General features: G+C 40.6%; 25 protein-coding genes. 8 read left to right on the top strand and 17 right to left on the bottom strand.

What is annotated here, in order from left to right; all coding sequences use genetic code 11:
- Position 1: 1 nt before the first annotated feature.
- The 5 genes from R2Q78_RS12840 to R2Q78_RS12820 form a co-directional block, all read right to left on the bottom strand.
- Positions 2–412: a cytochrome c maturation protein CcmE gene (locus R2Q78_RS12840; RefSeq protein ID WP_316792486.1), complete on the bottom strand. Its 411-nt coding sequence runs from the start codon at positions 410–412 to the stop codon at positions 2–4.
- Between the two features lie 203 nt (positions 413–615).
- Positions 616–2037: a Glu/Leu/Phe/Val dehydrogenase gene (locus R2Q78_RS12835; protein WP_316792484.1), complete on the bottom strand. Its 1422-nt coding sequence runs from the start codon at positions 2035–2037 to the stop codon at positions 616–618.
- Positions 2038–2189: 152 nt separating this feature from the next.
- Positions 2190–2408: a CcmD family protein gene (locus R2Q78_RS12830; protein WP_316792482.1), complete on the bottom strand. Its 219-nt coding sequence runs from the start codon at positions 2406–2408 to the stop codon at positions 2190–2192.
- Between the two features lie 2 nt (positions 2409–2410).
- Positions 2411–3070: a cytochrome c biogenesis protein gene (locus tag R2Q78_RS12825; protein WP_316792481.1), complete on the bottom strand. Its 660-nt coding sequence runs from the start codon at positions 3068–3070 to the stop codon at positions 2411–2413.
- A 12-nt stretch (positions 3071–3082) separates the two neighbouring features.
- Positions 3083–3745 carry a heme exporter protein CcmB gene (locus R2Q78_RS12820; protein ID WP_316792480.1) on the bottom strand — a complete coding sequence of 221 codons (663 nt, stop codon included), beginning with the start codon at positions 3743–3745 and terminating at the stop codon, positions 3083–3085.
- Positions 3746–3829: 84 nt separating this feature from the next.
- Here R2Q78_RS12820 and R2Q78_RS12815 point away from each other — a divergent pair, with 84 nt between their 5' ends.
- Positions 3830–4321, top strand: a complete 492-nt coding sequence (locus R2Q78_RS12815) for a methylated-DNA--[protein]-cysteine S-methyltransferase (RefSeq protein WP_316792478.1) — start codon at positions 3830–3832, stop codon at positions 4319–4321.
- Positions 4322–4324: 3 nt separating this feature from the next.
- Entirely contained in the window at positions 4325–4840 is a 516-nt protein-coding gene (locus R2Q78_RS12810) for a DUF421 domain-containing protein (RefSeq protein WP_316792476.1), read from the top strand.
- A gap of 17 nt (positions 4841–4857) precedes the next feature.
- Here R2Q78_RS12810 and R2Q78_RS12805 read toward each other — a convergent pair whose 3' ends face one another.
- The 4 genes from R2Q78_RS12805 to R2Q78_RS12790 are packed head-to-tail and all read right to left on the bottom strand — an operon-like array spanning position 4858 to position 7193.
- Complete coding sequence (locus R2Q78_RS12805; RefSeq protein ID WP_316792474.1) at positions 4858–5253, bottom strand: hypothetical protein; 396 nt, start codon at positions 5251–5253, stop codon at positions 4858–4860.
- Positions 5254–5257: 4 nt separating this feature from the next.
- Complete coding sequence (gldC, locus tag R2Q78_RS12800) at positions 5258–5593, bottom strand: gliding motility protein GldC (RefSeq protein WP_136834172.1); 336 nt, start codon at positions 5591–5593, stop codon at positions 5258–5260.
- Positions 5594–5597: 4 nt separating this feature from the next.
- A complete protein-coding gene (locus R2Q78_RS12795) occupies positions 5598–5864 on the bottom strand; it encodes a hypothetical protein (protein WP_316792470.1) in 267 nt (88 codons plus the stop codon).
- Positions 5865–7193: a DEAD/DEAH box helicase gene (locus R2Q78_RS12790; RefSeq protein WP_316792468.1), complete on the bottom strand. Its 1329-nt coding sequence runs from the start codon at positions 7191–7193 to the stop codon at positions 5865–5867.
- Positions 7194–7440: 247 nt separating this feature from the next.
- On the opposite strand from R2Q78_RS12790, the gene R2Q78_RS12785 reads away from it, so the two are divergent.
- From R2Q78_RS12785 to R2Q78_RS12770, 4 genes are read left to right on the top strand one after another with little or no spacing between them, the layout of a single operon-like run.
- Entirely contained in the window at positions 7441–8775 is a 1335-nt protein-coding gene (locus tag R2Q78_RS12785; RefSeq protein WP_316792466.1) for a dihydroorotase, read from the top strand.
- A complete protein-coding gene (locus R2Q78_RS12780) occupies positions 8775–9848 on the top strand; it encodes a DUF3810 domain-containing protein (protein ID WP_316792464.1) in 1074 nt (357 codons plus the stop codon). Before R2Q78_RS12785 ends, R2Q78_RS12780 begins: the two co-directional genes overlap by 1 nt.
- A 33-nt stretch (positions 9849–9881) precedes the next feature.
- The gene (gene dnaK, locus R2Q78_RS12775; RefSeq protein ID WP_316792462.1) at positions 9882–11771 is read left to right on the top strand and encodes a molecular chaperone DnaK; all 1890 of its coding nucleotides are present in this window, start codon (positions 9882–9884) and stop codon (positions 11769–11771) included.
- A gap of 33 nt (positions 11772–11804) precedes the next feature.
- Positions 11805–12749, top strand: a complete 945-nt coding sequence (locus R2Q78_RS12770) for a zinc dependent phospholipase C family protein (protein WP_316792460.1) — start codon at positions 11805–11807, stop codon at positions 12747–12749.
- Here R2Q78_RS12770 and R2Q78_RS12765 read toward each other — a convergent pair.
- The 5 genes from R2Q78_RS12765 to gldF all read right to left on the bottom strand — a co-directional run bounded on the left by R2Q78_RS12765 (position 12746) and on the right by gldF (position 17856).
- Positions 12746–13432 (bottom strand): DedA family protein, encoded by a 687-nt coding sequence (locus R2Q78_RS12765; RefSeq protein WP_316792458.1) that lies wholly within the window; start codon positions 13430–13432, stop codon positions 12746–12748. The genes R2Q78_RS12770 and R2Q78_RS12765 overlap by 4 nt on opposite strands.
- A gap of 74 nt (positions 13433–13506) precedes the next feature.
- Positions 13507–14208, bottom strand: a complete 702-nt coding sequence (locus tag R2Q78_RS12760) for a DUF4397 domain-containing protein (RefSeq protein WP_316792456.1) — start codon at positions 14206–14208, stop codon at positions 13507–13509.
- A 90-nt stretch (positions 14209–14298) separates the two neighbouring features.
- Positions 14299–15423: a DNA polymerase III subunit beta gene (gene dnaN, locus R2Q78_RS12755; RefSeq protein WP_316792455.1), complete on the bottom strand. Its 1125-nt coding sequence runs from the start codon at positions 15421–15423 to the stop codon at positions 14299–14301.
- Positions 15424–15457: 34 nt separating this feature from the next.
- On the bottom strand, positions 15458–17134 hold the full coding sequence (gene gldG / locus R2Q78_RS12750; RefSeq protein ID WP_316792452.1) for a gliding motility-associated ABC transporter substrate-binding protein GldG: 1677 nt from the start codon (positions 17132–17134) through the stop codon (positions 15458–15460).
- Positions 17128–17856: a gliding motility-associated ABC transporter permease subunit GldF gene (gldF, locus tag R2Q78_RS12745; protein WP_316792449.1), complete on the bottom strand. Its 729-nt coding sequence runs from the start codon at positions 17854–17856 to the stop codon at positions 17128–17130. The genes gldG and gldF overlap by 7 nt, the downstream gene beginning before the upstream one ends.
- Before the next feature lie 218 nt (positions 17857–18074).
- Between gldF and R2Q78_RS12740 the strand changes: the two genes are divergently transcribed.
- Positions 18075–18671 carry an NAD(P)H-dependent oxidoreductase gene (locus R2Q78_RS12740; protein ID WP_316792447.1) on the top strand — a complete coding sequence of 199 codons (597 nt, stop codon included), beginning with the start codon at positions 18075–18077 and terminating at the stop codon, positions 18669–18671.
- Between the two features lie 69 nt (positions 18672–18740).
- Here the strand turns inward: R2Q78_RS12740 and R2Q78_RS12735 are convergent, their stop codons facing one another.
- Complete coding sequence (locus tag R2Q78_RS12735; protein ID WP_316792445.1) at positions 18741–19256, bottom strand: hypothetical protein; 516 nt, start codon at positions 19254–19256, stop codon at positions 18741–18743.
- Positions 19257–19590: 334 nt separating this feature from the next.
- Positions 19591–20298 (bottom strand): ATP-binding cassette domain-containing protein, encoded by a 708-nt coding sequence (locus tag R2Q78_RS12730; RefSeq protein ID WP_316792443.1) that lies wholly within the window; start codon positions 20296–20298, stop codon positions 19591–19593.
- A gap of 105 nt (positions 20299–20403) precedes the next feature.
- Between R2Q78_RS12730 and R2Q78_RS12725 the strand changes: the two genes are divergently transcribed.
- Positions 20404–21891, top strand: a complete 1488-nt coding sequence (locus R2Q78_RS12725) for a glycine--tRNA ligase (protein WP_316792440.1) — start codon at positions 20404–20406, stop codon at positions 21889–21891.
- 135 nt (positions 21892–22026) lie between these two features.
- Here R2Q78_RS12725 and R2Q78_RS12720 read toward each other — a convergent pair whose 3' ends face one another.
- Positions 22027–22773, bottom strand: a complete 747-nt coding sequence (locus R2Q78_RS12720; protein WP_316792438.1) for a succinate dehydrogenase/fumarate reductase iron-sulfur subunit — start codon at positions 22771–22773, stop codon at positions 22027–22029.
- Between the last annotated feature and the right edge of the window lie 5 nt (positions 22774–22778).

Genomic DNA, 22778 nt, shown 5'->3' with positions numbered 1-22778 from the left:
ATTAGTTGTATTTTTTCACTGTGCCGTCCTGCTTAACCTCAACAAGGTCATTATTATATTTAGATGGACATTTCATCAATATCTTAGAGGCATAAAAAGTGCCTTTTTTCATTTCGCCTATCAATACCAGTTTTTCTGAGCGCTCAAAATCCTGTGGTTTTGTTCCGTTATAAACTACCTTATTTACCGCTCCATTTTGATCTTTCATGTAGAAAGCAAAGTGATTGGCATCCTTTTGAGCATCGTAATACATACCTTTTTCTTTTTCCCAATATCCCATTACATGAAATTCTCTGGAATCCTTCGCAGCTTCAGTAAATGTAGAATAGGTATTTGTATCTGCACTTAAACTAACTAAGAACCCCACACATAACGCTATTGTAATTAAACCAATAATTGCACTTTTTCTCATAATGGTACTAAATATTAAAAAGAATGGTACAAAGATAAAAAATATAAGTACCTATACGCTTTTGAAACGCGTCAATTCGGTATGATGACAGTTTATTGACCATCAAACGGTTTCATCAAAAAGTTTGATCGCATTTTGGCTGATAAAAGAAAAGCGTCTGGTTTTTTGCCAGACGCCTTCTTCATATAAGATGATCAGATAACCTATGGCCAGATACCAAGGTTCATATAAGAAATTGCAATTTTATCAATTGAACCAACAAAAGCTGCTGTTCTTAATGTTTGAATACCTGGTCTGTTAACCAGATTTTCTCTGATTTCATGATAAGAATGAATCATGGTATCTTCTAATCCTGAGTTAACCAACTCCATCTCGGAAGCTCCTTTTACGATCATCAAACGATTTTCAGCAGGAATCTTCTTACCTGTCAGGTTTTCTAAGGTATTGATCAGATTAGCATTAGAGTTCTCAGCATAACGATTTTCCATACGTCCAAAGGCTACGTGAGAAAGGTTTTTCAACCACTCAAAATAAGATACAGTTACACCACCTGCGTTGCAATACATATCAGGGATGATGATACCGCCCATTTCCGTAAAAATCTCTTCAGCTTCCGGAGTACAAGGTCCGTTAGCACCTTCAGCAATGATCTTAGCTTTAATGTTTCTGATGTTTTCTGCAGTAATCTGATTTTCTAAAGCAGCAGGAACCAATATATCACATGGTTGCTCCAAACCTTCCATCGAGTTTTTAAAGTCAGTAGCACCGGGGAATCCTAAAATAGATCCTGTATTTTTACGATGGGCAAAAACTTCATCAATATTCAAACCATTTGCATTGTAGATCGCTCCTTCGTACTCACAAAGCCCAACAATTGTTGCTCCGAATTCTGCAAGGAATTTAGCAGAGTGATAACCCACGTTACCTAAGCCCTGTACGATTACACGTTTGTCACCCAAACCAGCGGAAAGGCCAAGCTTTGCCATATCTTCAGCAACACTTACACACTCGCGTGTAGCATATGCAACACCACGGCCGGTAGCTTCTTTACGTCCACGAATACCATGAAGCGCAATAGGTTTACCCGTTACACAGCCCAATGCATCAAGTTGACCTGGATTCATGGTCATATAAGTATCTGCAATCCAGCTCATCTCACGCTCACCAGACCCATAATCAGGAGCAGGAACGTCGATACCAGGACCAATAAAGTTCTTCTTAATTAATTCTGTAGTATAACGACGCGTAATCGTCTCCAGTTCAGCTACAGAATAGTTTTTTGGGTTGATGCAAATACCACCTTTTGCACCACCAAAAGGTACGTTAACAATTGCACATTTGTACGTCATCAAAGCCGCTAACGCCATCACTTCATCCTCGTTTACCATCTCACTGTAACGGATACCACCTTTAGTTGGGCTCATGTGGTGTGAGTGTTCTACACGCCAGGCGTCGATAACCTCAAAACCATTTCCCCTACGGATCGGAAACTGAAAACGGTACACACTGTTACAAGCTTTAATCTGATTTAATAAACCTTCTGGATGGGAGGTAAATTTTGCGGCACTGTCAAAATTACTGCATACGTCTGCAAAAAATTTTGTCTCATTTGCTGTATTAGCCATTATTTGTTTTTTATGAATTTGAAATAAGTTCTTATTCGTTATGGGTGCAAAATTGCAGTAAAAAAAACGATTAATGCAAATGCAGAATCACTTAGTGTAAGTGACACACTACCCATGAAAAGGCCTAAAAACAGGGATTAAACGATTTAAAATTAGTTTTTGTCCGAGGATTTTTTTTCTAACTTTTTTAATCTTTTTTCTATGGAGAATAGAAAGAAAAGTAAGCCTAGTAAAATTAACACAATACAGGCTACCACCACATATATTTTACCTGATGCATATAGGCTGTCAGAAATTGTTGAACCCTGATCTTGCGCAAACAATTGCACCGCGATCATTGACATCAAAAAGGTAACTAAAATCTTCTTCATAGCTATATTGTATTGTTTTTTTCTAATTTGCGAATCCTGAAACGTACGGTGTAAATCCAACATCCGATCAATATCCAGCCAAGACACGCGGGATAAAACACCATCCTCATTCTGCTGTCAAGATCATAGGCATTAAAACCAGGATTACCGCCATTTCCAGGATGTAAAGAATCAGCAAGACGTGGCAATACAAAAAGTAAAACCACCATTATCGGAAATGCGAATATGTTATATATTGCTGAAATCTTAGCTCTTTTTTGTTCTTCATCAATGGCATTACGCAACACCAAATAGGCAAAGTACAGCAAAAGTGCGATGGCCGCAAAGTTCTGCTTCACATCAAAGCTCCATGCCTGTCCCCATGTAAACCTCGCCCAGATCGCACCTGTAACGATACCCAGTATACCGTAGATTACGCCAACATTGATGCTCTCGACGGCTTTAATATCATGTTCCGGGTCATTGCTGCTTAAATACTTAATGCTATAAAAAACTGATATACTGAACAATACAATCATCCCAAACCACATCGGCACATGAAAATACAGATTTCTGATACTTTCATGCAAAATAGGCAGGGCAGGCACGGTCGATAAAAAACCCCATATTGTCGAATAAACAACCAATACTGCACCCAATATTTTCCACCAGTTTTTATACATTATATCAATTTTTTAATCGCGCCAAAGGTAAGGAAATAACAACAAACTCACCGCTCCTACCAGTACATTAATCACTAAAAGCAGTCCAATCTCATCCAGGCTCACACTTCTGTCAAGCCCGTCAATCGCATTTTTTGTCAATTTAATCAAGACTATCAACACCGGTATAATCACCGGAAAGCTCAATATAGCCATGAGCATCCCACCATTTCCAGCCTTTGAAGCTATGGCCGAAATCATCGTAAATATGGTAGAAAAGCTTAAACTTCCTAAAATAGTGGCGACAATATACAATCCCAGGTCCTGTGGCACATAATCAAATACCACAATGTAAAAAAACAAAGCGATTAAGGTCAGCACCTCCATCAGCAGGATATTGTAAAGCGTTTTTGAAATGATCAGCGCAAGCGGACTCGCTATCGTATAAATGTAGATCTGCCTGCCCCTGCTTTCCTGTAAAAAGCTCTTGGCAACAGCATTCAAAGAAGCAAACAACATAATGATCCAGAACAGGGCATTCCAGGTCACAGGATGAGACAGCCCGACAAAAGATAAAAAGCAGACAAAGATGGTTGATACCACGTAAAGGAGCACACCGTTTAAAGCATACTTAGACCTCCACTCCAGCACCAATTCCTTTTTAACTAAATATTTTACCTGTTTAATCAGCTGCATTCCGAGGCAAATATAATTTAAATCAGATATTTTTATTATACACCACACAGTTATCATTCAAAATATCAATAATATTGTATTGTGATGATGAATGAATACTGCACAATTATAGAAAGTCCTGTTGGACCGGTCCGCATTTTCGCTGATGATCAGTTCATTACCAAGATCACTTTTAAAGAGAGCGATACCACAGATCTTATTGAAAACCAACACAGCAAACTCGCTGCCCACCAATTGCAGGACTATTTTGCCGGCAAACTTCAAACGTTTAGCTTACCGCTGGCACAACCGGGAACAGAGTTTCAGCAAAACGTATGGGATAACCTGATAAAGATAAATTACGCATCCACCATATCTTATCTGCAGTTTTCAAAACAAATGAATAATCCACTGGCAATCAGAGCGATCGCAGCCGCAAACGGAAAGAACAACCTTGCCATTGTTGTTCCTTGTCACCGCGTAATCGGAAGCAATGGAAAACTCGTAGGTTATGCTGGGGGTTTATGGAGAAAACAATGGCTTCTGGAACATGAAAGAGCCATAAGCGGAAAAGGACAAACTACCTTAATTTTCTAAAAAATGAATGAATATCTCGATATCGTCCTGAGGAGCCTTGCCGTATATAGCTTTATGCTGGTTGCAATTCGCCTTACAGGGAAAAAAGAATTGTCTCAGCTAAATACCACCGATGTGGTGCTGATCCTGCTGATCAGTAATGCCGTGCAAAACGCAATGGTAGGTACAAATTCCTCTCTATCAGGCGGTTTAATTGCTGCTGCCGTATTGTTTGCGCTAAACTTTGCCTTAAAAAAGCTCATGTACAAAAGCAAAAAGGTAAGGGATCTCATTTCTCAACACCCGGAGATTCTCATTCACAATGGAAAACTAAACTTTGATGCACTGAGCAAACTGGACATCACCAACGAAGAACTTGAGGAGGCCATGAGAGAGCATGGGATAGAAAAATATAAGGATGTAAAACTTGCCATTTTAGAAGTTGATGGCAACATCAGCATCATCAGTGGAGATGAACACCTAAAACAATCACAATACAAAAGGAGACGCAAACACAAATCACTTGGCGACCTGAATTAGCGTCTCCCTAAAATAATTTAATTGACCCTGATTACCTTTGGTTTTCTGACAGTGATCAGAATAAAGGCACCAGCTGCTATCACATACCATCCCCATTTGTACTTTACCAGTCCTGCCGCCAGGTTTACCAGCTTTTTAAAATGAAGAAAGCTAAATGAATCATGTGCTTTGAAATAAATACCGGCAAGGGTAATTAACACCAGTGCTACCGCTCCCCATCCCGCAAAACGGATCAAACCGAGTTTTTGCGCAAAAGAACCGATCAATCCAAGTACTACCATCACATAAAATGCTATCGCGAGTCTTTGGTCAATATCAAAGTAATTCCAATTGCCTATAATAGGAACATGCATCAACGGGCACATGCCGCCTGCAGCCATAATTACTGAACCAATAATACCTTGTGTTCTCATGTGATTAGCCCTGTGTGTTGATTCCCATCTTATCAGCAAAATGCGCACAGTAGTCACGAAGATCTTCTACAATCAATGTTTCACCAGTAGCTTTCAGGAAACTATCTCCCATGGTTTGCAAAGTCTCATAAAAGAACCTTTTCATTTCATCCACAGGCATATCTTTCGTCCAAAGATCAATACGCATAGAGTTTTTATAATTATGATCCCATAATGCGAGCATCATAGACTTAACCGGAACCTTTTCCTGAGTTTCAGCATCCGTAGATTCCCAAAGGATATTTTCAGGTACGTTTTTTTCGTCTAGTTCTACTGTGATTTTAATTTCTGCTTGTTTCATTAAATTATACGCTAGCTTTTATAATAAATATTAAAATGATGATGAAAGCGATCAATACGCCCTCAATGATCCACAGCTTTTTAAGGCTTGGAATAAATTTCCTGAAAATAAGATCGGAGACAAAAGCAATAACAGCTACCAAAAAAGAGAAAAATGCCAATATCCCCGATACATCCACATGTTCAGGTGGCTTCCTGTACCATAAATACAGCACAGCAGTTACCAGGGCAAGAGCCGAAACGATGTTTAATGGGGTCAGTTTTACTTTCAACTATTTACTCTTTTTAAATTTCTTTTTCTTCCAGGCAGGCTGCTTGTTCGTTTTGTTTCTCGCTGCCGCAGCTATTGCAGCTGCATGTTTTTTCTCGTGAAAGGCTCCTTTAAAATCCGGATCTTCTTTACGTTTCTGATCATCTATAGCACGCGCTATTGCTTGTTTCTCTTCGTAAGGGGTTTCATCCACGAATACTTCTGCCGGCAAAGGTACAACAGGAATTTCCTGTCTGATGAGTTTTTGTATTTTCTCAATGTAATATTTTTCGCCCGGCGTGCAGAAAGTCAGTGCATCTCCGGTAGCATAAGCCCTACCTGTACGACCAATCCTGTGCACGTAATCTTCAATGATAATCGGCACATCAAAGTTGATCACATGACTTACATCCGTCACATCGATACCCCTTGCAGCCACATCAGTAGCCACCAGCACCCTGATGTTGCCTTCTTTAAAGCTATTTATTGAATTGATACGCGTATTCTGGCCTTTGTTCGCGTGAATCACCCTCACCGCATCAGCACCAAACCTGCGTTCAATAAAACTAAAGATGTTGTCCGCAACAGTCTTCGTCTTGCAGAAAATGATTAGCCTTTTAAAGGCTTCTACATCTTTCATCAGATGTTGAAGCAAATTGATCTTGGTTTTAAAGTTCGGCACCTCATACATACCCTGAGTAACTGTTTGTGCCGGCGTAGCTTGCTCTCCTACTTCAATAATCGTAGGGTGCTTCAGGAAATCACCAGCTATCTTTTGAACCAGATCACTCATGGTTGCCGAAAACAACAGGTTTTGTCTTCTCCGGGGAACGATCTCCAATATCCTGTGGATGGAGCCAATAAATCCCATATCCATCATTTTATCCGCCTCATCCAGCACCAAAAACTTTAAATATTGTGTATTGATGTGTCCGGCAAGATAGATATCTAAAAATCTACCCGGAGTAGCTACAATAATATCTACACCTGCATTGATCTGTTCTATCTGTGTTTTAGGCCCCAATCCTCCGTATACAACCACTGTACGCAGATCCGTATACTTTGAAAACAGCTTCACATGCTCCGTAATCTGCATCGCCAGCTCTCTGGTCGGAGCCAGGATTAATGCCCTGGCAGAATCTCCCTGAGCATATTTCAATTGCATCAAAATAGGCAGCACATAGGCTGCTGTTTTCCCTGTCCCCGTTTCCGCTATACCAAAAAGATCTTGTCCTGACAAAACTGGTCCTATTGCTTTTTCTTGTATCGGGGTAGCTTCCGTGAATCCGGCGTCTTCTACCGCGTTTAAGATTTGCCGGTTAAGGTTGAACTCTTCAAATTTTTTGGCCATTTTGCAAAAATAGTCAAAATATATTTAGCGGGGTTTTAAATTAAAAACCTTCATCCGGACCGTTTGGGCTCCAGCCCGGTTATCATCAACATTTCGTCATCTCCACGATAGTAGAGATCTCTTGAACTATGTCTGAACAAGAGATCTCTCCCTTAGGGTCGAGATGACGACAGCGACAAAATACAAACGCAGCTAAAACTGTTTGAAACCAGCCCAACGATCATTTATTTTTTCTAATTTTGCCAACATGAACACCATTCTGATAAAAGCTGCTTCAATTGTAAATGAAGGCCAAATAGTGATAGCCGATGTCCTCATTAAAGATGGATTTATAGAGAAAATCGCTCCTAATATCAATCAACCCGCTGATCAGGAAATCAATGCAGAGGGCTTACATCTTTTTCCCGGCATGATCGATGATCAGGTACATTTCAGAGAACCTGGTCTGACACACAAAGCAGATATTTTTTCAGAAAGCATGGCAGCTGTAGCCGGAGGCATCACTTCTTTCATGGAAATGCCCAATACAGTACCCAATACCCTGACTCAGGAGTTACTCAACGATAAATACAAAATCGCATCTGAGGTATCCCTGGCAAATTATTCGTTCTTCATGGGTGCATCTAATGACAACCTGGAAGAAGTACTAAAAACAGATCCTTCCAACGTATGCGGAATAAAGGTATTCATGGGTTCATCAACGGGGAATATGCTGGTCGACAATGAAAAGGTATTGGAAAATATCTTCAAAGAAGCACCCATGCTGGTAGCCACTCATTGTGAAGACGAACAAACCATACGTGCTAACATGGCATTGTATAAAGAAAAATACGGTGATAATATTACCATTGATATGCATCCGCTCATTCGTAGTGCCGAAGCCTGTTATAAATCATCATCTATGGCGGTGGAACTGGCAAAAAAATACAATACCAGACTACACATACTCCATATATCTACAGCTCGTGAGGTTGCACTTTTTGACAATGCAACACTTCTTAAAGATAAGAGAATTACTGCTGAAGCTTGCGTACATCACCTTTGGTTTGATGATCAGGACTATGCGACCAAAGGCAACTGGATCAAGTGGAACCCTGCGGTAAAAACTGCGGATGATCGCTCAGGTATTTTAAAAGGTGTGCTTGATGGCCATATTGACATCATCGCAACAGATCACGCACCGCACACCATTGAGGAAAAAGAACAGCCTTACCTGCAGGCGCCTTCAGGTGGCCCACTAGTGCAACATGCACTATCCGCACTGCTCGAAATGTACCATCAGAATAAAATCTCTCTTGAGCAGATCGCTGAAAAAACAGCACACAACGTAGCTACATGTTTCAACATAGACAAAAGAGGGTTTATCCGTGAAGGGTATTGGGCCGACCTGGTATTGGTGAACTTAAATGATCCTGTGAAAGTAACCCGTGCAAATATCCTCTATAAATGTGGTTGGTCTCCTTTTGAAGGCCAAACCTTTAAGTCTGAGATCACACATACTTTTATATCTGGCAACCTCGCTTATCAAAAGGGCAAATTCATGACCAACGAAATAGGTAAAAGATTAGCCTTCAATAGGTAATGAGTACTTCAAACCTGCAATTGAAACGATTTGTAATCCTGACATTACTTTCAATAATCATTTTTATTGCAGGTTTTAATGCTAACTTCATAGAAAGTGTGTATTCTGAAGGCCTGTATAATTTTACTTCAGTCATTCAGCGCTCCATCAGCACGTTAATCCCCTTCGCCCTGGGCGATTTTTTATACCTGCTGCTTATTTTTTTCACATTAAGAAGCTTTTACCTTTTTTACAAAAAAATAAAAGCCAAAACATTGACAAAAGATGACAGGATCAAAATACCCCTTCAAGCAGTTAACTTCTTGTTGATCTTATATTTAGTATTCAAAATACTCTGGGGACTCAATTATTCCAGACCTTCAGTTTCAAAACAACTAAACATTCGCGACGATAAATACACCACTGCCCAACTTGTATCTTTAGGAGAGTTCTTCATCGAAAAACTCAATGAACTGGATTCAGTAAAAAAAACAAGGTTCGACATTGGTCAATTGCAGACCATTGCTAAGAAGGGTTACGATAAAATGGCCCAATCTAATACACTTTTCAGGTATCGCGTTCCCGCCCTTAAGCCTGTATTGAATAGCTGGATCATCACCAAAATAGGAATTGAAGGTTATTACAGCCCACTTTCAGGTGAGGCCAATGTAAATATGAGACTACCTGCTGTTGCCCTGCCTTTTGTAACCTGTCATGAAATTGCCCACCAGCTTGGCATTGCAAGAGAAGATGAAGCAAACCTGGTCGGTTATCTCGTAGCCAGCCATAGCGATAATGCCTATTTTCGTTATTCAGCAGCCTATGCCATGCTAAAAAGCATACTCTATGAGATTAGGATAAAATCTCCGGAAGACTACGAAAGCCTATACAAAACCATACATTCATCTACCCTGCAAAACTTCAAAAATGACCGCAATTTCTGGCGTAGGTATAATAACGAGATGTTCGGCTATCTTGATGTAGCGTTTGACAGGTTTCTAAAGTTGAACAATCAAAGAAAAGGCACGGACAGTTACCAGGATATTGTACTTTGGTTGTACAATTACCACAAAGATGACTTAACGAATAAATAAAAGGTCAGAAAACATTCCTAAATTTGCCCCACTATGGCAAAAATATCCATTAACCTGGCAACAGGTTCATTACAGCAGGAAGAAATTATTGTAGGTATTGATTTAGGAACTACAAATAGTCTTGTCGCATTTATCAATCCTGATAAAAACCCACAAGTGATAAATGATACAGGTAAAGGCCTGCTCGTTCCATCTGTAGTACATTTCAATGCACAAGGTGATGCCCTTGTTGGAAATGAAGCCAAAGAATTTTTAATTACTGACCCTGCAAACACTATTTTTTCAGTAAAAAGATTGCTTGGACGGTCTTATAAAGATGTCGCTGCGCATCAGGATACTTTCTCTTATAAAATAATTGATGACGAAAACGACTCACTGGTAAAGATCAAAGCCGGTGATAAATTTTACACCCCAATTGAACTCTCTGCACAGATTTTAAAAGAGTTAAAAGCCCGTGCAGAACATGCACTTAAAACCCCGGTAAACCGGGCTGTGATTACAGTGCCAGCCTATTTCAACGACAGTCAACGCCAGGCGACCAGAGACGCAGGTAAACTTGCAGGCCTGGATGTATTGCGCATTGTAAACGAACCCACTGCAGCAAGTTTGGCTTACGGCCTTGGCCTCGACCCTACCCAACAAAAAACAATAGCGGTGTATGATTTAGGTGGTGGTACTTTTGATGTCTCTATCTTATCCATTCAAAACGGAATATTTGAAGTACTGTCTACCAATGGAAACACCTTCCTTGGCGGAGACGATTTTGACCGCGCTATTGTTCATTACTGGATCGAGAAAAATAACCTCAATAAGGAAGAACTTGCTGCCAATTCCAGTTTAATGCAATCATTGAGGTTAAAAGCTGAAGAAGCAAAGAAAGCATTAAGCACACAAAACTTATACAACGAAAAACTCGCTTTTAGCGGTCATAATGAAGCCAAATCAGCAGAGATCTGGTGTACCATAGATAAGCAGACCTTTCAGGAGCTCATCGCATCAAAGGTTACAGAAACAATAGCATCATGCCAACAAGCACTCAGCGATGCCAAACTTACTGTTGACCAGATTGACGAAGTGGTGTTAGTCGGGGGCTCTACGAGGACTCCATTTGTCAAACAGCAGGTTGCATCATTTTTCAACCGTCAGCCGCATGATCAGATCAATCCTGATGAGGTAGTTGCTCTTGGTGCCGCCATTCAGGCCGATATACTGGCGGGCAACCGTTCTGACATTCTTTTATTAGATGTAACACCCCTCTCTCTCGGAATCGAAACAATGGGTGGGCTAATGGATGTGATCATTCCAAGAAATGCAAAAGTGCCTACAAAAGCAGGCAGACAATATACTACTTCGCTGGATGGACAAGTCAACATGAAGATTTCCGTTTTCCAGGGTGAAAGGGATCTTGTAAGCGAAAACCGGAAGTTAGCAGAATTTGACCTGAAGGGCATCCCTGCAATGCCTGCCGGTCTTCCAAAAGTAGACATCAATTTCATGCTGAACGCAGATGGAATACTGACAGTTCAGGCTATAGAACTGAGATCCGGTGTGAAACAGGAAATAGACATCACTCCCAGTTACGGGCTTACTGATGAAACTGTAGAAAAGATGCTGATCGACAGCATCACTCATGCAAAGAGTGATGTAGCACAAAGAATGCTCATTGAGGCCAGAAGCGAAGGTGAGCAATTGGTATATACCGCCGAAAGGTTTATAGAAAAACATGGATCATTCCTAACAGAAGAGGAGATCAGCGATACCAAAACTTACATCGAGGCACTTAAACAAGCGTTAGCCAAAGCCGAAAAAGATGAAATCCTGAAAAAGGCTGACGAACTCAATGAATTTACCCGTCCTTTTGCCGAAAGAGTAATGGATGTGGCTGTCTCTTCTGCTATGAAAGGAAAAAGTATAGATAAATAAACACTCAATACTTTCTTTTATCGAATTTAGCGGATGAAACAACTGGTTTTATCCGCTTTTTTAATTCTTGCCCTTATCCTATTTGGATCCTGGGGCTTTTTTGCCCATATGAAAATCAACCGCTTTGCGGTATTTACCCTGCCCAACGGGATAAACAGGTTCTATAAGGCAAATATCAAATACCTTTCTGAACATGCCGTCGATCCTGATAAAAGAAGGTATGCAGATACAGCTGAGGCTCCGAGGCATTACCTGGATGTAGAACTTTATGAAAAAAACATCGATAGCATCCCGCGGAAATGGGAAGATGCGGTCAAAAGGTACGGACTAACCACGTTGAATGAGAATGGAATTCTCCCATGGCAAATCCAGGTCAGCTATTATAAGCTGGTAAACGCATTTAAAACCAGAGATTCCGTTAAAATACTTGTCTATTCAGCCTATCTCGGGCACTATATTGCCGATGCGCATGTTCCCCTGCACACCACCAAGAATCACAATGGACAACTGACGGGCCAGACTGGTATTCATGCCTTTTGGGAAAGCAGGTTACCGGAACTATTTCACGGAAATTACAATTACATGGTTGGTAAAGCCAGATATATCGAGAATCCGCTAAAAGAGGCCTGGAGAATCATTACACATACGCACAGTCTTGTAGATTCTGTACTTCAATGCGAAGCCTTGCTAAGCGACAATTTTCCGAGCTACAGGAAATATAGCTTTTCAGAAAGAAATGCCACAGTTACCAAACAATACAGTAAAGAGTATGCCACAGCATACCAGCAACTGTTAAACAACATGGTAGAACGCCAAATGAAAGCCTCTATCCTTGCTATTGGTTCATTCTGGTACGCTGCCTGGATCGATGCAGGTCAGCCCGATCTGCAGCATTTCAAAAAGAATAGCGCTGAACCTGAGGATAAAAAAACTGAACAGCTTTATCAAAAAGAAACTATTATAGGAAGAGAAAACTAAGCTTCTGTTTCTTCCTGTACAGGTGTTTCCTGAACTGCCTTTTTCTTGTTCATTCTGGATTTTACTGCTGCAAATATAGCCGGGAAGAATGTCACGACAGCAATTACAACGATTACAAGGTCGAAGTTCTTTTTAACTATCGGAATTTGTCCAAGCAGATAACCAGCCAGCAACAAACTTGCAATCCATGCTACTCCACCAATGACATTAAAAAGAGTAAACCTGCCAAAAGGCATTTTCGCAATCCCCGCAACAAAGGGTGCAATGGTTCTGAAAATAGGCAGAAAACGGCTAAATATAATTGCCTTACCACCATGCTTTTCAAAAAACATATGTGACTGGTTATAATATTCGAGTTTGAGTATCTTATTGCTCTCTTTGAATACCTTCACCCCAAAAAAACTACCCAGCTTATAATTCAGGGAATTCCCCAGTATTGCCGCAGCGATCAGCAACATCATCATTACCCAGATACTCAAACCGGTGTTTCCTCCGGCAATTAAAGCACCCATGGCAAACAACAAGGAGTCACCTGGTAAAAAAGGCGTAACTACAAAACCTGTTTCCGCAAAAATGATAAGGAAGAGAATGGCATAAGTCCAATTGCGATAATCTCTGATGATTTCCTCCAGATGCTTGTCGATATGCAAAAGGAAGTCTACTAAAAACGAAAAAAATTCCAAGTCCTATAAATTAAGCCCAAAAATAAAAATATCATGGCAATAACCATGATATTTTTAACCTTTAGAATGTCATATTAATTTTCTAAAATTACGTGACCATTTAATTCTGTAGCTGATGAACCATCAAACCAGATGGTATAAATTTTACCAGCCACAAAACCTGGATCTATATCTCCTGTAGTAACACCAGTAGCAGCAAGCGCTAACTTAGCTCCGGGATCAACCGCAAAGTAATTAGAACTAGCCCCGAATCCTACTCCTGTAACTAATGATGCGCCACCTACTACGGATACAGCAATTGAATTGTTCAAATAACTGTTCAAATGGAGAAATCTCACTTTAGCTTTGCCCGTTGCAGGAGCTGTAGCGTCAATAGAAACCGGCCCTGCTACTATTTCTCCAGGAACGGTAACAGTAGATTTATCCCTGAACATGAATACGTGGAAATTTGCGCCAATTGGTACATTTAAAGCAGTCCCTGTAGTTCCTGTAGCAGCGCCTTCATTTGCAAATACAAACTGATTGGTTCCCGAAGTTATGGTAAATGAACTTGTAGCACCACCATAAACAAGCGGAACAGCACTTTTCTTAGTTCCATTTACATACACATCCTGCGCGCTTGATCCTTGTACAGCATTTACAAACCTTACAGATGCTTCGCCAGTTGGCTCCGGTTTTGGTTCTTTAACACACGATGTCAAAAGAACGACCAGGCTCAGGCAGGACATCAACAGCGCTGTCCCTGCCTTCTTCGATAAGAAATATGAATTTTTCATAACAATAATATTTTGATGATTAGATATTTACACGCTAAAACAACAATGGCTCGGTCAAAAACCAAGCCACTCCGTATCAGTTGTAATGAATTAATTATAATTATTTAACATTACCGGCATTACCAGCATTAAAACGTCCTCATTCTCATTATTAGTCTGAGGAATTAATAACCCTGCACGGTTAGGAGTAGAAAGTTCTAATGTAACTTCCTCACCACTCAGATTACTCAGCATTTCAATTAAAAAGCGGGCATTAAATCCGATCTCCAAATCTTCACCTTCATACTGGCAGCTCAGACGCTCATGCGCTTCATTTGCAAAATCCAGATCTTCAGAAGAGATATTCAGTTCGCTACCGTTGATTTTTAAACGTACCTGATGTGTAGTTTTATTAGCAAAAATCACTACCCTTCTCAAGGTATTTAAAAACAATGCCCTGTCGATCACCAATTTATTCGGATTATTTGCAGGAATAACTGCTTCATAATCAGGGTAACGCTCATCGATCAAACGACAAACCAAATTGATATTCTCGAATTTAAAGAAGGCACTGGTTGCGTTATAGTCAACCGATACATTCACGTCTGTTGAAGGCAAAGCTGCTTTCAATAAAGTCAATGCTTTTTTAGGAAGGATAAAAGAAGATGTTTTATCTGCTTTACTATCCATACGTCTGTACCTTACCAATTTGTGGGCATCAGTAGCTACAAAGGTAATGTGCTGCTCAGACAATTGACAAAACACACCTGTCATCGCCGGACGAAGCTCATCATTACTCACGGCAAATATCGTTTTGGTAATTGCTTCAGTCAGTACTGATGCAGGCAGGTTTACAGATGAAGCATTTTCAACCACCGGGATCTTTGGAAAATCATCTCCGTTTTCACCACTCAGTTTATACTTACCATCACCCGCGCTGATCTCAATTGAGAAAGTGCTGTCATCAATATTAAAAGAGATTGGCTGATCCGGAAGTGTTTTTAAAGTATCTAATAATATTCTTGCAGGCACAGCTACTTTTCCGCCTTCTTTAGATTCAACAGCCAAAGATGTAGTCATGCTGGTTTGCAAATCTGTAGCAGATATGGTCAAACTTCCATCTTTAATTTCAAAAAGGAAGTTTTCAAGTATAGGCAAAACAGTACTGCTGCTTGATGCACCATTTACCGTTTGCAAATGTTTTAATAACGTTGATGTGGATACAATAAATCTCATAGTATGATCTAGTCAGTTCTCAAAAATATAAAAATTACCTCGCATACTTACGCTTGCGGTAATAATGTTGAAAAATTGCGAATGATATTAACAATAGCAATGGAAAAGCCACATTTATCGCCTGCCATTTCAACTTTTCAGTACGCAATAAGGCCTTATCCAATAACCTGATCTTAACCTCTTTATTGCGTAAAGAGATTAAATTCTCATCATTGGTCATGTAATCTGCAATATTTAATAACAATGCCTTATTCCCGTAGTTTGTTTGTGTATACCTGTCAAAACCCAGGGGAAAAACTGAGCCATCCTTAGCGCTGACCTGATTTTTAAACACATCTCCATCTCCGATAACAACCATCTTTGCAGACTTACTTTCAGCGGGCACTCCATAATCTCGGGTTATTCCCACAGGCAGCGCCCTGTTTAAAAAAACAGAAGGAAAAATCCCTTCGAGCAGTACACCGGCCGACTGTGGTACACTTGCATAGTCCTTTGGATTTGGCTGCTCTGCTACCATTTGAAGCGAAAGCAATTTTGGTGTATTAAAAACTTTATTAAAGGCCGAGGTATGCAAAATCACCGTTTTCCGGATACCCCGCACAGCTATCGTATCTACCGTACTCAAAAATTCAGTCCTGATCCCGTCAATATTCTTCACCAGGTTATTTGACGTATCCGGCATGAGCAATGGATAATATACCCAGGGAGCCATCTGAATCTGCTGCTGACTACCCATACTCAAAGGGATTTCAGCACAGTTCGCATCTGCAACCAAGTTATAATTCACTCTCGCGCCATACATGAACAACATATCATCAAGATTTAGCTTCCTGTTGAAAGCCAGTTGCTCTCCCGAACGTCCCATACTGTCAAGGTCGGCGCCCACCTGATCTATACACCAGACCACACTTCCTCCCTTCATCACAAAATAATTGATCTTGTATTTTTCAGCTTCGGTAAATTCCTTTTGAGGCTTTGCGATCACCAGCATTTTCAGTTTATCCAGTCCATCTTTATCGATCAGGTTCAGGTTTACCCTGCCTACCTCGTAACTTTCAGACAAGCTTTTTATCGCATCATCTACCTGCAAATCAGACAATTCTCCATTACCTTCTGTAAACCCGATCCGAGGGTATACTCCGCTCAGCACTTTCTGTATTGCCGAGGTAAATATGTATTCCAGATTCTGTATGGAGTTATTAATGTGTTCTTCATAATTACCTGAAGCATCCAGGTTCTGCAGCAACTTTACCGGCATTCCATTCCCGTTACCTTCTACCATGGCCATCGGAAAAATGGTCTTCTGAGCAAAACCATTGTCATTTTTAATATTCAGGGTAGTTGGCTCTATTCCGGCTTCATACAACTGCTTCACTACTGTATCCTGTTCTGCCCCGGCTGACAAGCCAGACAGAGGGTCAACAAATATGATCTTAAGATCTGCACCTGAATAAGCTTTATAATCTGCCAGCAAATCCTTAGCCGCATTACGCAACCGTTTAAAAGCAGCAGGTAAATCACCATCCAGATATACCCTGATGGTTACAGGTTTGGAAATTCCTTTTAAGATCGATCTTGATTTTTCTGTTAATGTAAAGCGCTTTTCTTTTGTAAAATCAATTCTGGTATAAAAATACTGGCTCAGAACATTCAAACAAATCAAAGCAGCAACAAAAATTAAAATACCGGAAATCCGCTTAGAGCCTACCATTTTCTACCTCCTATCACCAGTCTTGTCAGTCCTAAAAAAAACAACATAAAAGTAATGAAATACACCAGGTCTCTGCTATCCAGTACACCCCTGCTGATCGACTGATAGTGTTCATTTACACTCAAATTGAGCAGTATACTTTCAAAATATTGAAGGCTGAAGACTTGACTCATTGCATCGAACCCATTGTAGGTGATGAAACAAATAAATACGGAAACAGCAAAAGCCACGACCTGATTTTTTGTGATCGAAGAGGCAAAGATGCCAATTGAAACAAAAGCTGCTCCCAGCAGTAATAAGCCCAGATAGGAACCTACCGCAGCACCACTATCAATATTGCCTTCGGGAAATCCCAGCTTATAAACTGAATAATAGTAAATCAATGTGGGTACCAGCGCAAAAACAATCAGCGCAAAACAGGCGAAATATTTACCAAGTATAATCTGCCAGTCGGTCAACGGCCGTGTAGCCAGCAAAACATAGGTACCTTCTCTGCGTTCTTCTGCAAATGAACGCATGGTAATGGCAGGAATAAGAAACATGAAAAGGAACGGCGCCAGACTAAAAAAACCATTTAACTCCGCATACCCATATTCGAGAATGGAAGTATCAGGAAAAAACCAAAGCAACAAACCAGTAGCCATCAAAAAGACACCAATGGTAATATACGCCATCAGCGAGTTGAGCAAGCTAAATAATTCCCGTTTAAAAACTGCGTACATGCATTCTGATTAATGATGCCGAAGTTAGAAAAATTGCTTCATTCTACAACAAACCCATACCTAAATACTGTATTAATCCATGAAACCCAAAAAAAGCCGTTCATTTAAGTATCATTATTCTGATACAAAATCATCATTTAAGTTATTTTAACGGCACAACCTAATGCCGTAATTTTGTCCCGTATTCAAAGAAATACAACAGAACAAATTTTATACAGATGAAAAAGATTTTTGTAATCAATGGAGGTCAGGTTTTTGGACATTCCGGCGGAAAATTCAATAAGACTTTATTAGATACTACAGTAGGTTACTTTACAGGAAAAGAAGAATTCGACATCCGCGCTACGGATGTAAATGACGAATATGATCCTAAGCAGGAAGTAGAAAACTACAAATGGGCAGATGTGATCATATACCATACCCCGATATGGTGGTTCCAGTTGCCGCATGGATTTAAACAGTACATCGATGTCGTATTTACCGAAGGTCACGAAAACGGGATCTACAAAAGCGATGGCCGGTCGGCAGCAAATCCGCAAATAAATTATGGCACAGGCGGTATGCTGCATGGCAAACAATACTTGCTTACAACCTCATGGAATGCACCGTCAACAGCCTTTACCCTACCCGGAGAGTTTTTCAATGAAAAAAGTGTAGATGAAGGGCCTCTGTTTGGCTTCCACAGGATGAACGCTTTTACCGGGATGGAACCCCTTCAGAGTATCCATTTTCATGATGTCGAAAAAAACGCGGATATCCCTACAGACCTCAAACGCTATAAAGCGCATTTAGACAAGTTGTTTGTTAAAAATTAAAGAAGAAATTCCCTTAAAATGAAAAAGGCTTCCTAAATGGAAGCCTTTTTCATTATCAGAGGTAGATAATTATAAACCGATGTTATAAGCTAATCTTAAACCGATGAAACCACTGGTATTAGAATTTGCCGACCAGGCTTCATAACGTGCGCCCAATTCAACAGATCCTTTATCAGCTACAGCAAAGTCAACACCAATACCTGGTGAATAAACGAATGCAGTAGTGCTACCGCTTTTAGTACCAAATGCAGCACCTAATTCAGCAGCACCAAAAAAGTTCTCGCCGAAATAATATCTTGCACCAGCTTTAACCGGAATAGATCCCCAATTTACTTTTCCAACAAGAGGTAGGTCTTTTGACTGAAAGTTAGTATAACCAGCACTACCAGTTACCAATAAATTTGCAGCAACAGGGTGCTGATACTGTAAAGAACCTCCGTAACCGAAATCATAAGCGTCACCAAAATCTCCCATTGGGAAAGCGAATTCAGCACCTACACTTAATTTAGGAGCTTTAGTTTGTGCATTTACACTAGAAAATGCAAATAAACCTGCAACTGCTGTTAGTAGTAATAATTTTTTCATGTTATTATTATTTAATTTGATTTATGGCTTAGATGCAAAAATGCTGCCAATCGTTACAAACTTCCCGAAAGAAAATTCTAAAAAGTGTAACCCAATCCTTAGTCTTTACTTTTATACCTCTTACTGAAAGGGTTATATTCTTCTCTTTAATTTCATTGGCTAGACTATTGACAAAAACTTGGGTTTTTCCTGCTTGAGCAAGACAATAGCAAGAGAGGAGCAAGAGAAAAGCAAGACAAAAGCAAGAGAAAATAGCAGCTCAACTGCTATGATGTCTTATCCGTATACAGCTATACAGGGAATGATTTTATTTTGCACTGCGAATACACAATGATCAAGCAGTGAGCTTCCTGAATATTTCTTCTAATGATTGAAGCTGATGTGTTTCCTTGAGTTCGGCGACAGTAGCGTTCGCTACAATCTGCCCTTTATTGATGATGATCACTACATCGCATATTGCCTCCACTTCCTGCATGATATGCGTGGAAAGTATAACCGTCTTATTCCTGCCCAGTTTCTTGATCAGTTCCCTGATGTCGGTAAGCTGATTGGGATCAAGACCTGAAGTTGGCTCATCCAGGATCAGCACCTCGGGATCGTGGATGATTGCCTGTGCAAGGCCAACACGCTGTTTGTAGCCTTTAGACAACATCTGGATTTTTTTGTGTTGTTCAGCAGACAGTCCGACCAACTCGATCGTATCCTGCACTTTTTTGCTGACGTCTTTTAGTCCGTAAGTACTGGCTACAAAAGTCAGAAATTCCTTCACATACATGTCGGCATACAATGGTGTATGTTCCGGCAGATATCCAAGTACACGTTTTACTTCGATACTTTGAGATTGTGTATCATATCCGCAGAGCTGAGCCGAGCCCGAACTGGGCTGCAGGTAACCGGTGAGCATTTTCATGGTGGTAGACTTACCCGCGCCATTCGGGCCCAGAAATCCAAGTATCTTACCCGGACCGGCCTCAAAACTGATCGCATCAACAGCCTTTTGCTTGTCGTAATATTTACTTAAATGTTGTACCTTAATGCTCAATTGAATTAAATTTTACGTTTGCTGATGAGATCTCCTTCAAAAGTAGAAAAATCACGCTTGCATTCATGAAAACCATTAAAATATTTTATCTAAGTTTGCACCATTATGGCTAAAAACACTAACGACGAGCAATTTAAAAATGTAATATCACATGCAAAGGAATACGGTTTTGTATTTCAGAGCAGCGAAATATATGATGGACTAAGTGCTGTATACGATTACGGGCAGTTAGGTGCTGAATTAAAGAACAACATCAAAACTTATTGGTGGAAAGCCATGGTACAAATGCATGAAAATATTGTAGGTATTGATTCTGCAATTTTTATGCATCCAAAAATCTGGAAAGCCAGTGGCCACGTTGATGGGTTCAATGATCCGATGATCGACAATAAAGATTCTAAAAAACGCTACCGTGCCGATCAGTTACTGGAAGATAAAATAGCCCGTTATGAAAAAGACGGCAAAACTGATAAAGCTGCAAAGCTGCAAACTGATATGGATAATGCCCTTAAGGCAGAAGACCTTCAACAGTTAAAAACTCTTATAGAGGAGCATGAGATTGCCTGCCCGGTAAGCGGCACTAAAAACTGGACAGATGTACGTCAGTTCAACCTGATGTTCAGCACGCAGTTTGGCGCCATGGCCGAAGGCTCTGAAGAAGTATATTTGAGACCGGAGACTGCTCAGGGTATCTTTGTTAACTTCCTGAATGTACAGAAATCCGGAAGAATGAAAATTCCTTTTGGTATCGCACAGATTGGCAAAGCTTTCAGAAATGAAGTGATTGCACGCCAGTTCATCATGCGTATGCGTGAATTTGAACAAATGGAAATGCAATTCTTTGTGCGTCCGGGTGAGGACAAAAAATGGTTTGAATACTGGAAAGAAGCACGTCTGAACTGGCATAAAGCTTTGGGTACGCCGGCCGAAAAATACCGTTACCATGACCATGTGAAACTGGCTCATTATGCCAACGCAGCTACTGATATTGAATTTGAATTCCCATTCGGATTTAAAGAAGTAGAAGGTATCCACAGCCGTACAGATTTCGATTTGTCGCAGCACCAGGAATTTTCAGGTAAGAAAATGCAGTATTTTGATGCTGAATTGGATGAAAACGGAAAACCTTACGGAAACTATGTGCCTTACGTAATCGAGACTTCAATTGGTCTGGATCGTATGTTCCTGCTTACACTGATCAACGCTCTGGAAGAGGAAGATCTGAGTACGGAAGAAAGACAGGACAGCAGAACATTGCTTCGTTTGCACCCATGCCTTGCCCCTATCAAAGTAGCGATATTCCCGCTTACTAAAAAAGATGGCCTGCCAGAAAAAGCAAGAGAAGTCATGGATAGTCTGAAATTGGATTTCAATTGTATTTACGAAGAGAAAGATGCTATCGGCAAGCGTTACCGCAGGCAAGATGCCATCGGTACTCCGTTCTGCTTAACCATTGATCATCAGACATTAGAAGATGATACTGTAACCATCCGTCACCGCGACACGATGGAGCAGCAACGCATCGACATCAAAGATCTTTATGACCTGATCAGCAACAAAACAAGCTGGAAGACGCTATTGAGAAAAGATTAATAGTTGATCAGGAAACTTATATACACCCGTCATCTCGACGACAGGAGAGATCTCTTGAACTATACATAAACAAGAGATCTCTCACATGCGTTCGAGATGACGGGTGTGTTTAAGATAAATGCAAAATACCACTTATCACTTTTTCAAAATACGACTCAACGTATATTCCCAGTTCATCCTCGCTATATTCAATACTGATATTCCCTGCGGGCACTCTACTTCACACGCTTCTGTATTACTGCAATGCCCAAACTGCTCTTCATCCATTCTCGCGACCATAGAAAGTGCTCTTTTTCTGGATTCCATTTTTCCCTGCGGCAGTTTTGCCAGATGACTAATCTTAGCAGATGTAAATAGTGCAGCACTGGAATTTTTACAGGTAGCCACGCAAGCGCCGCAGCCGATACATGCCGCCGAATCAAATGCCGATTCTACCTGCTCAAGTGTAATCGGAATGCCATTGGCTTCCGGCGCCTGTCCAGTGTTCACTGAAACAAAACCACCCGCCATGATGATCCTATCGAAGGCCGATCTGTCTACCCTCAGGTCTCTTTTCACCGGAAATGCTTCGGCCCTGAACGGTTCAACATAAATGGTATCCCCATCTTTAAATTCACGCATGTGCAGCTGACAGGTAGTCAACTGTGCCACCGGGCCATGTGCCCTTCCATTGATCATCATGCCACACTGCCCACAGATCCCTTCCCTGCAGTCATGGTCAAACTCTACGGGTCTGTCGCCCTCCAATACCAGCTTTTCATTAAGCGTATCCATCATCTCCAAAAAGGACATGTGTGGAATCACATTATCCAGTTCATAATCAACCAGCTTACCCTGGCTTCCGGCATCAGTTTGTCTCCAGATCTTCAGAAAAATTTTCATAGGTC

The sequence above is a fragment of the Pedobacter frigoris genome (assembly GCF_032678645.1).
In the GTDB taxonomy this organism is placed as follows: Bacteria; Bacteroidota; Bacteroidia; order Sphingobacteriales; family Sphingobacteriaceae; genus Pedobacter; species Pedobacter frigoris_A.
The sequence above is the reverse complement of the archived record's forward strand: the minus strand, read 5'-3'. Positions and strand labels throughout refer to the sequence as shown.

Excerpts from the sequence above, each read along its gene's own strand:
- R2Q78_RS12840 (WP_316792486.1), bottom strand. The coding sequence starts at position 412 with ATGAGAAAAAGTGCAATTATTGGTTTAATTACAATAGCGTTATGTGTG.
- R2Q78_RS12835 (WP_316792484.1), bottom strand. The coding sequence starts at position 2,037 with ATGGCTAATACAGCAAATGAGACAAAATTTTTTGCAGACGTATGCAGT.
- R2Q78_RS12830 (WP_316792482.1), bottom strand. The coding sequence starts at position 2,408 with ATGAAGAAGATTTTAGTTACCTTTTTGATGTCAATGATCGCGGTGCAA.
- R2Q78_RS12825 (WP_316792481.1), bottom strand. The coding sequence starts at position 3,070 with ATGTATAAAAACTGGTGGAAAATATTGGGTGCAGTATTGGTTGTTTAT.
- R2Q78_RS12820 (WP_316792480.1), bottom strand. The coding sequence starts at position 3,745 with ATGCAGCTGATTAAACAGGTAAAATATTTAGTTAAAAAGGAATTGGTG.
- R2Q78_RS12815 (WP_316792478.1), top strand. The coding sequence starts at position 3,830 with ATGATGAATGAATACTGCACAATTATAGAAAGTCCTGTTGGACCGGTC.
- R2Q78_RS12810 (WP_316792476.1), top strand. The coding sequence starts at position 4,325 with ATGAATGAATATCTCGATATCGTCCTGAGGAGCCTTGCCGTATATAGC.
- R2Q78_RS12805 (WP_316792474.1), bottom strand. The coding sequence starts at position 5,253 with ATGAGAACACAAGGTATTATTGGTTCAGTAATTATGGCTGCAGGCGGC.
- gldC (WP_136834172.1), bottom strand. The coding sequence starts at position 5,593 with ATGAAACAAGCAGAAATTAAAATCACAGTAGAACTAGACGAAAAAAAC.
- R2Q78_RS12790 (WP_316792468.1), bottom strand. The coding sequence starts at position 7,193 with ATGGCCAAAAAATTTGAAGAGTTCAACCTTAACCGGCAAATCTTAAAC.
- R2Q78_RS12785 (WP_316792466.1), top strand. The coding sequence starts at position 7,441 with ATGAACACCATTCTGATAAAAGCTGCTTCAATTGTAAATGAAGGCCAA.
- R2Q78_RS12780 (WP_316792464.1), top strand. The coding sequence starts at position 8,775 with ATGAGTACTTCAAACCTGCAATTGAAACGATTTGTAATCCTGACATTA.
- dnaK (WP_316792462.1), top strand. The coding sequence starts at position 9,882 with ATGGCAAAAATATCCATTAACCTGGCAACAGGTTCATTACAGCAGGAA.
- R2Q78_RS12770 (WP_316792460.1), top strand. The coding sequence starts at position 11,805 with ATGAAACAACTGGTTTTATCCGCTTTTTTAATTCTTGCCCTTATCCTA.
- R2Q78_RS12760 (WP_316792456.1), bottom strand. The coding sequence starts at position 14,208 with ATGAAAAATTCATATTTCTTATCGAAGAAGGCAGGGACAGCGCTGTTG.
- dnaN (WP_316792455.1), bottom strand. The coding sequence starts at position 15,423 with ATGAGATTTATTGTATCCACATCAACGTTATTAAAACATTTGCAAACG.
- gldG (WP_316792452.1), bottom strand. The coding sequence starts at position 17,134 with ATGGTAGGCTCTAAGCGGATTTCCGGTATTTTAATTTTTGTTGCTGCT.
- gldF (WP_316792449.1), bottom strand. The coding sequence starts at position 17,856 with ATGTACGCAGTTTTTAAACGGGAATTATTTAGCTTGCTCAACTCGCTG.
- R2Q78_RS12740 (WP_316792447.1), top strand. The coding sequence starts at position 18,075 with ATGAAAAAGATTTTTGTAATCAATGGAGGTCAGGTTTTTGGACATTCC.
- R2Q78_RS12735 (WP_316792445.1), bottom strand. The coding sequence starts at position 19,256 with ATGAAAAAATTATTACTACTAACAGCAGTTGCAGGTTTATTTGCATTT.
- R2Q78_RS12725 (WP_316792440.1), top strand. The coding sequence starts at position 20,404 with ATGGCTAAAAACACTAACGACGAGCAATTTAAAAATGTAATATCACAT.
- R2Q78_RS12720 (WP_316792438.1), bottom strand. The coding sequence starts at position 22,773 with ATGAAAATTTTTCTGAAGATCTGGAGACAAACTGATGCCGGAAGCCAG.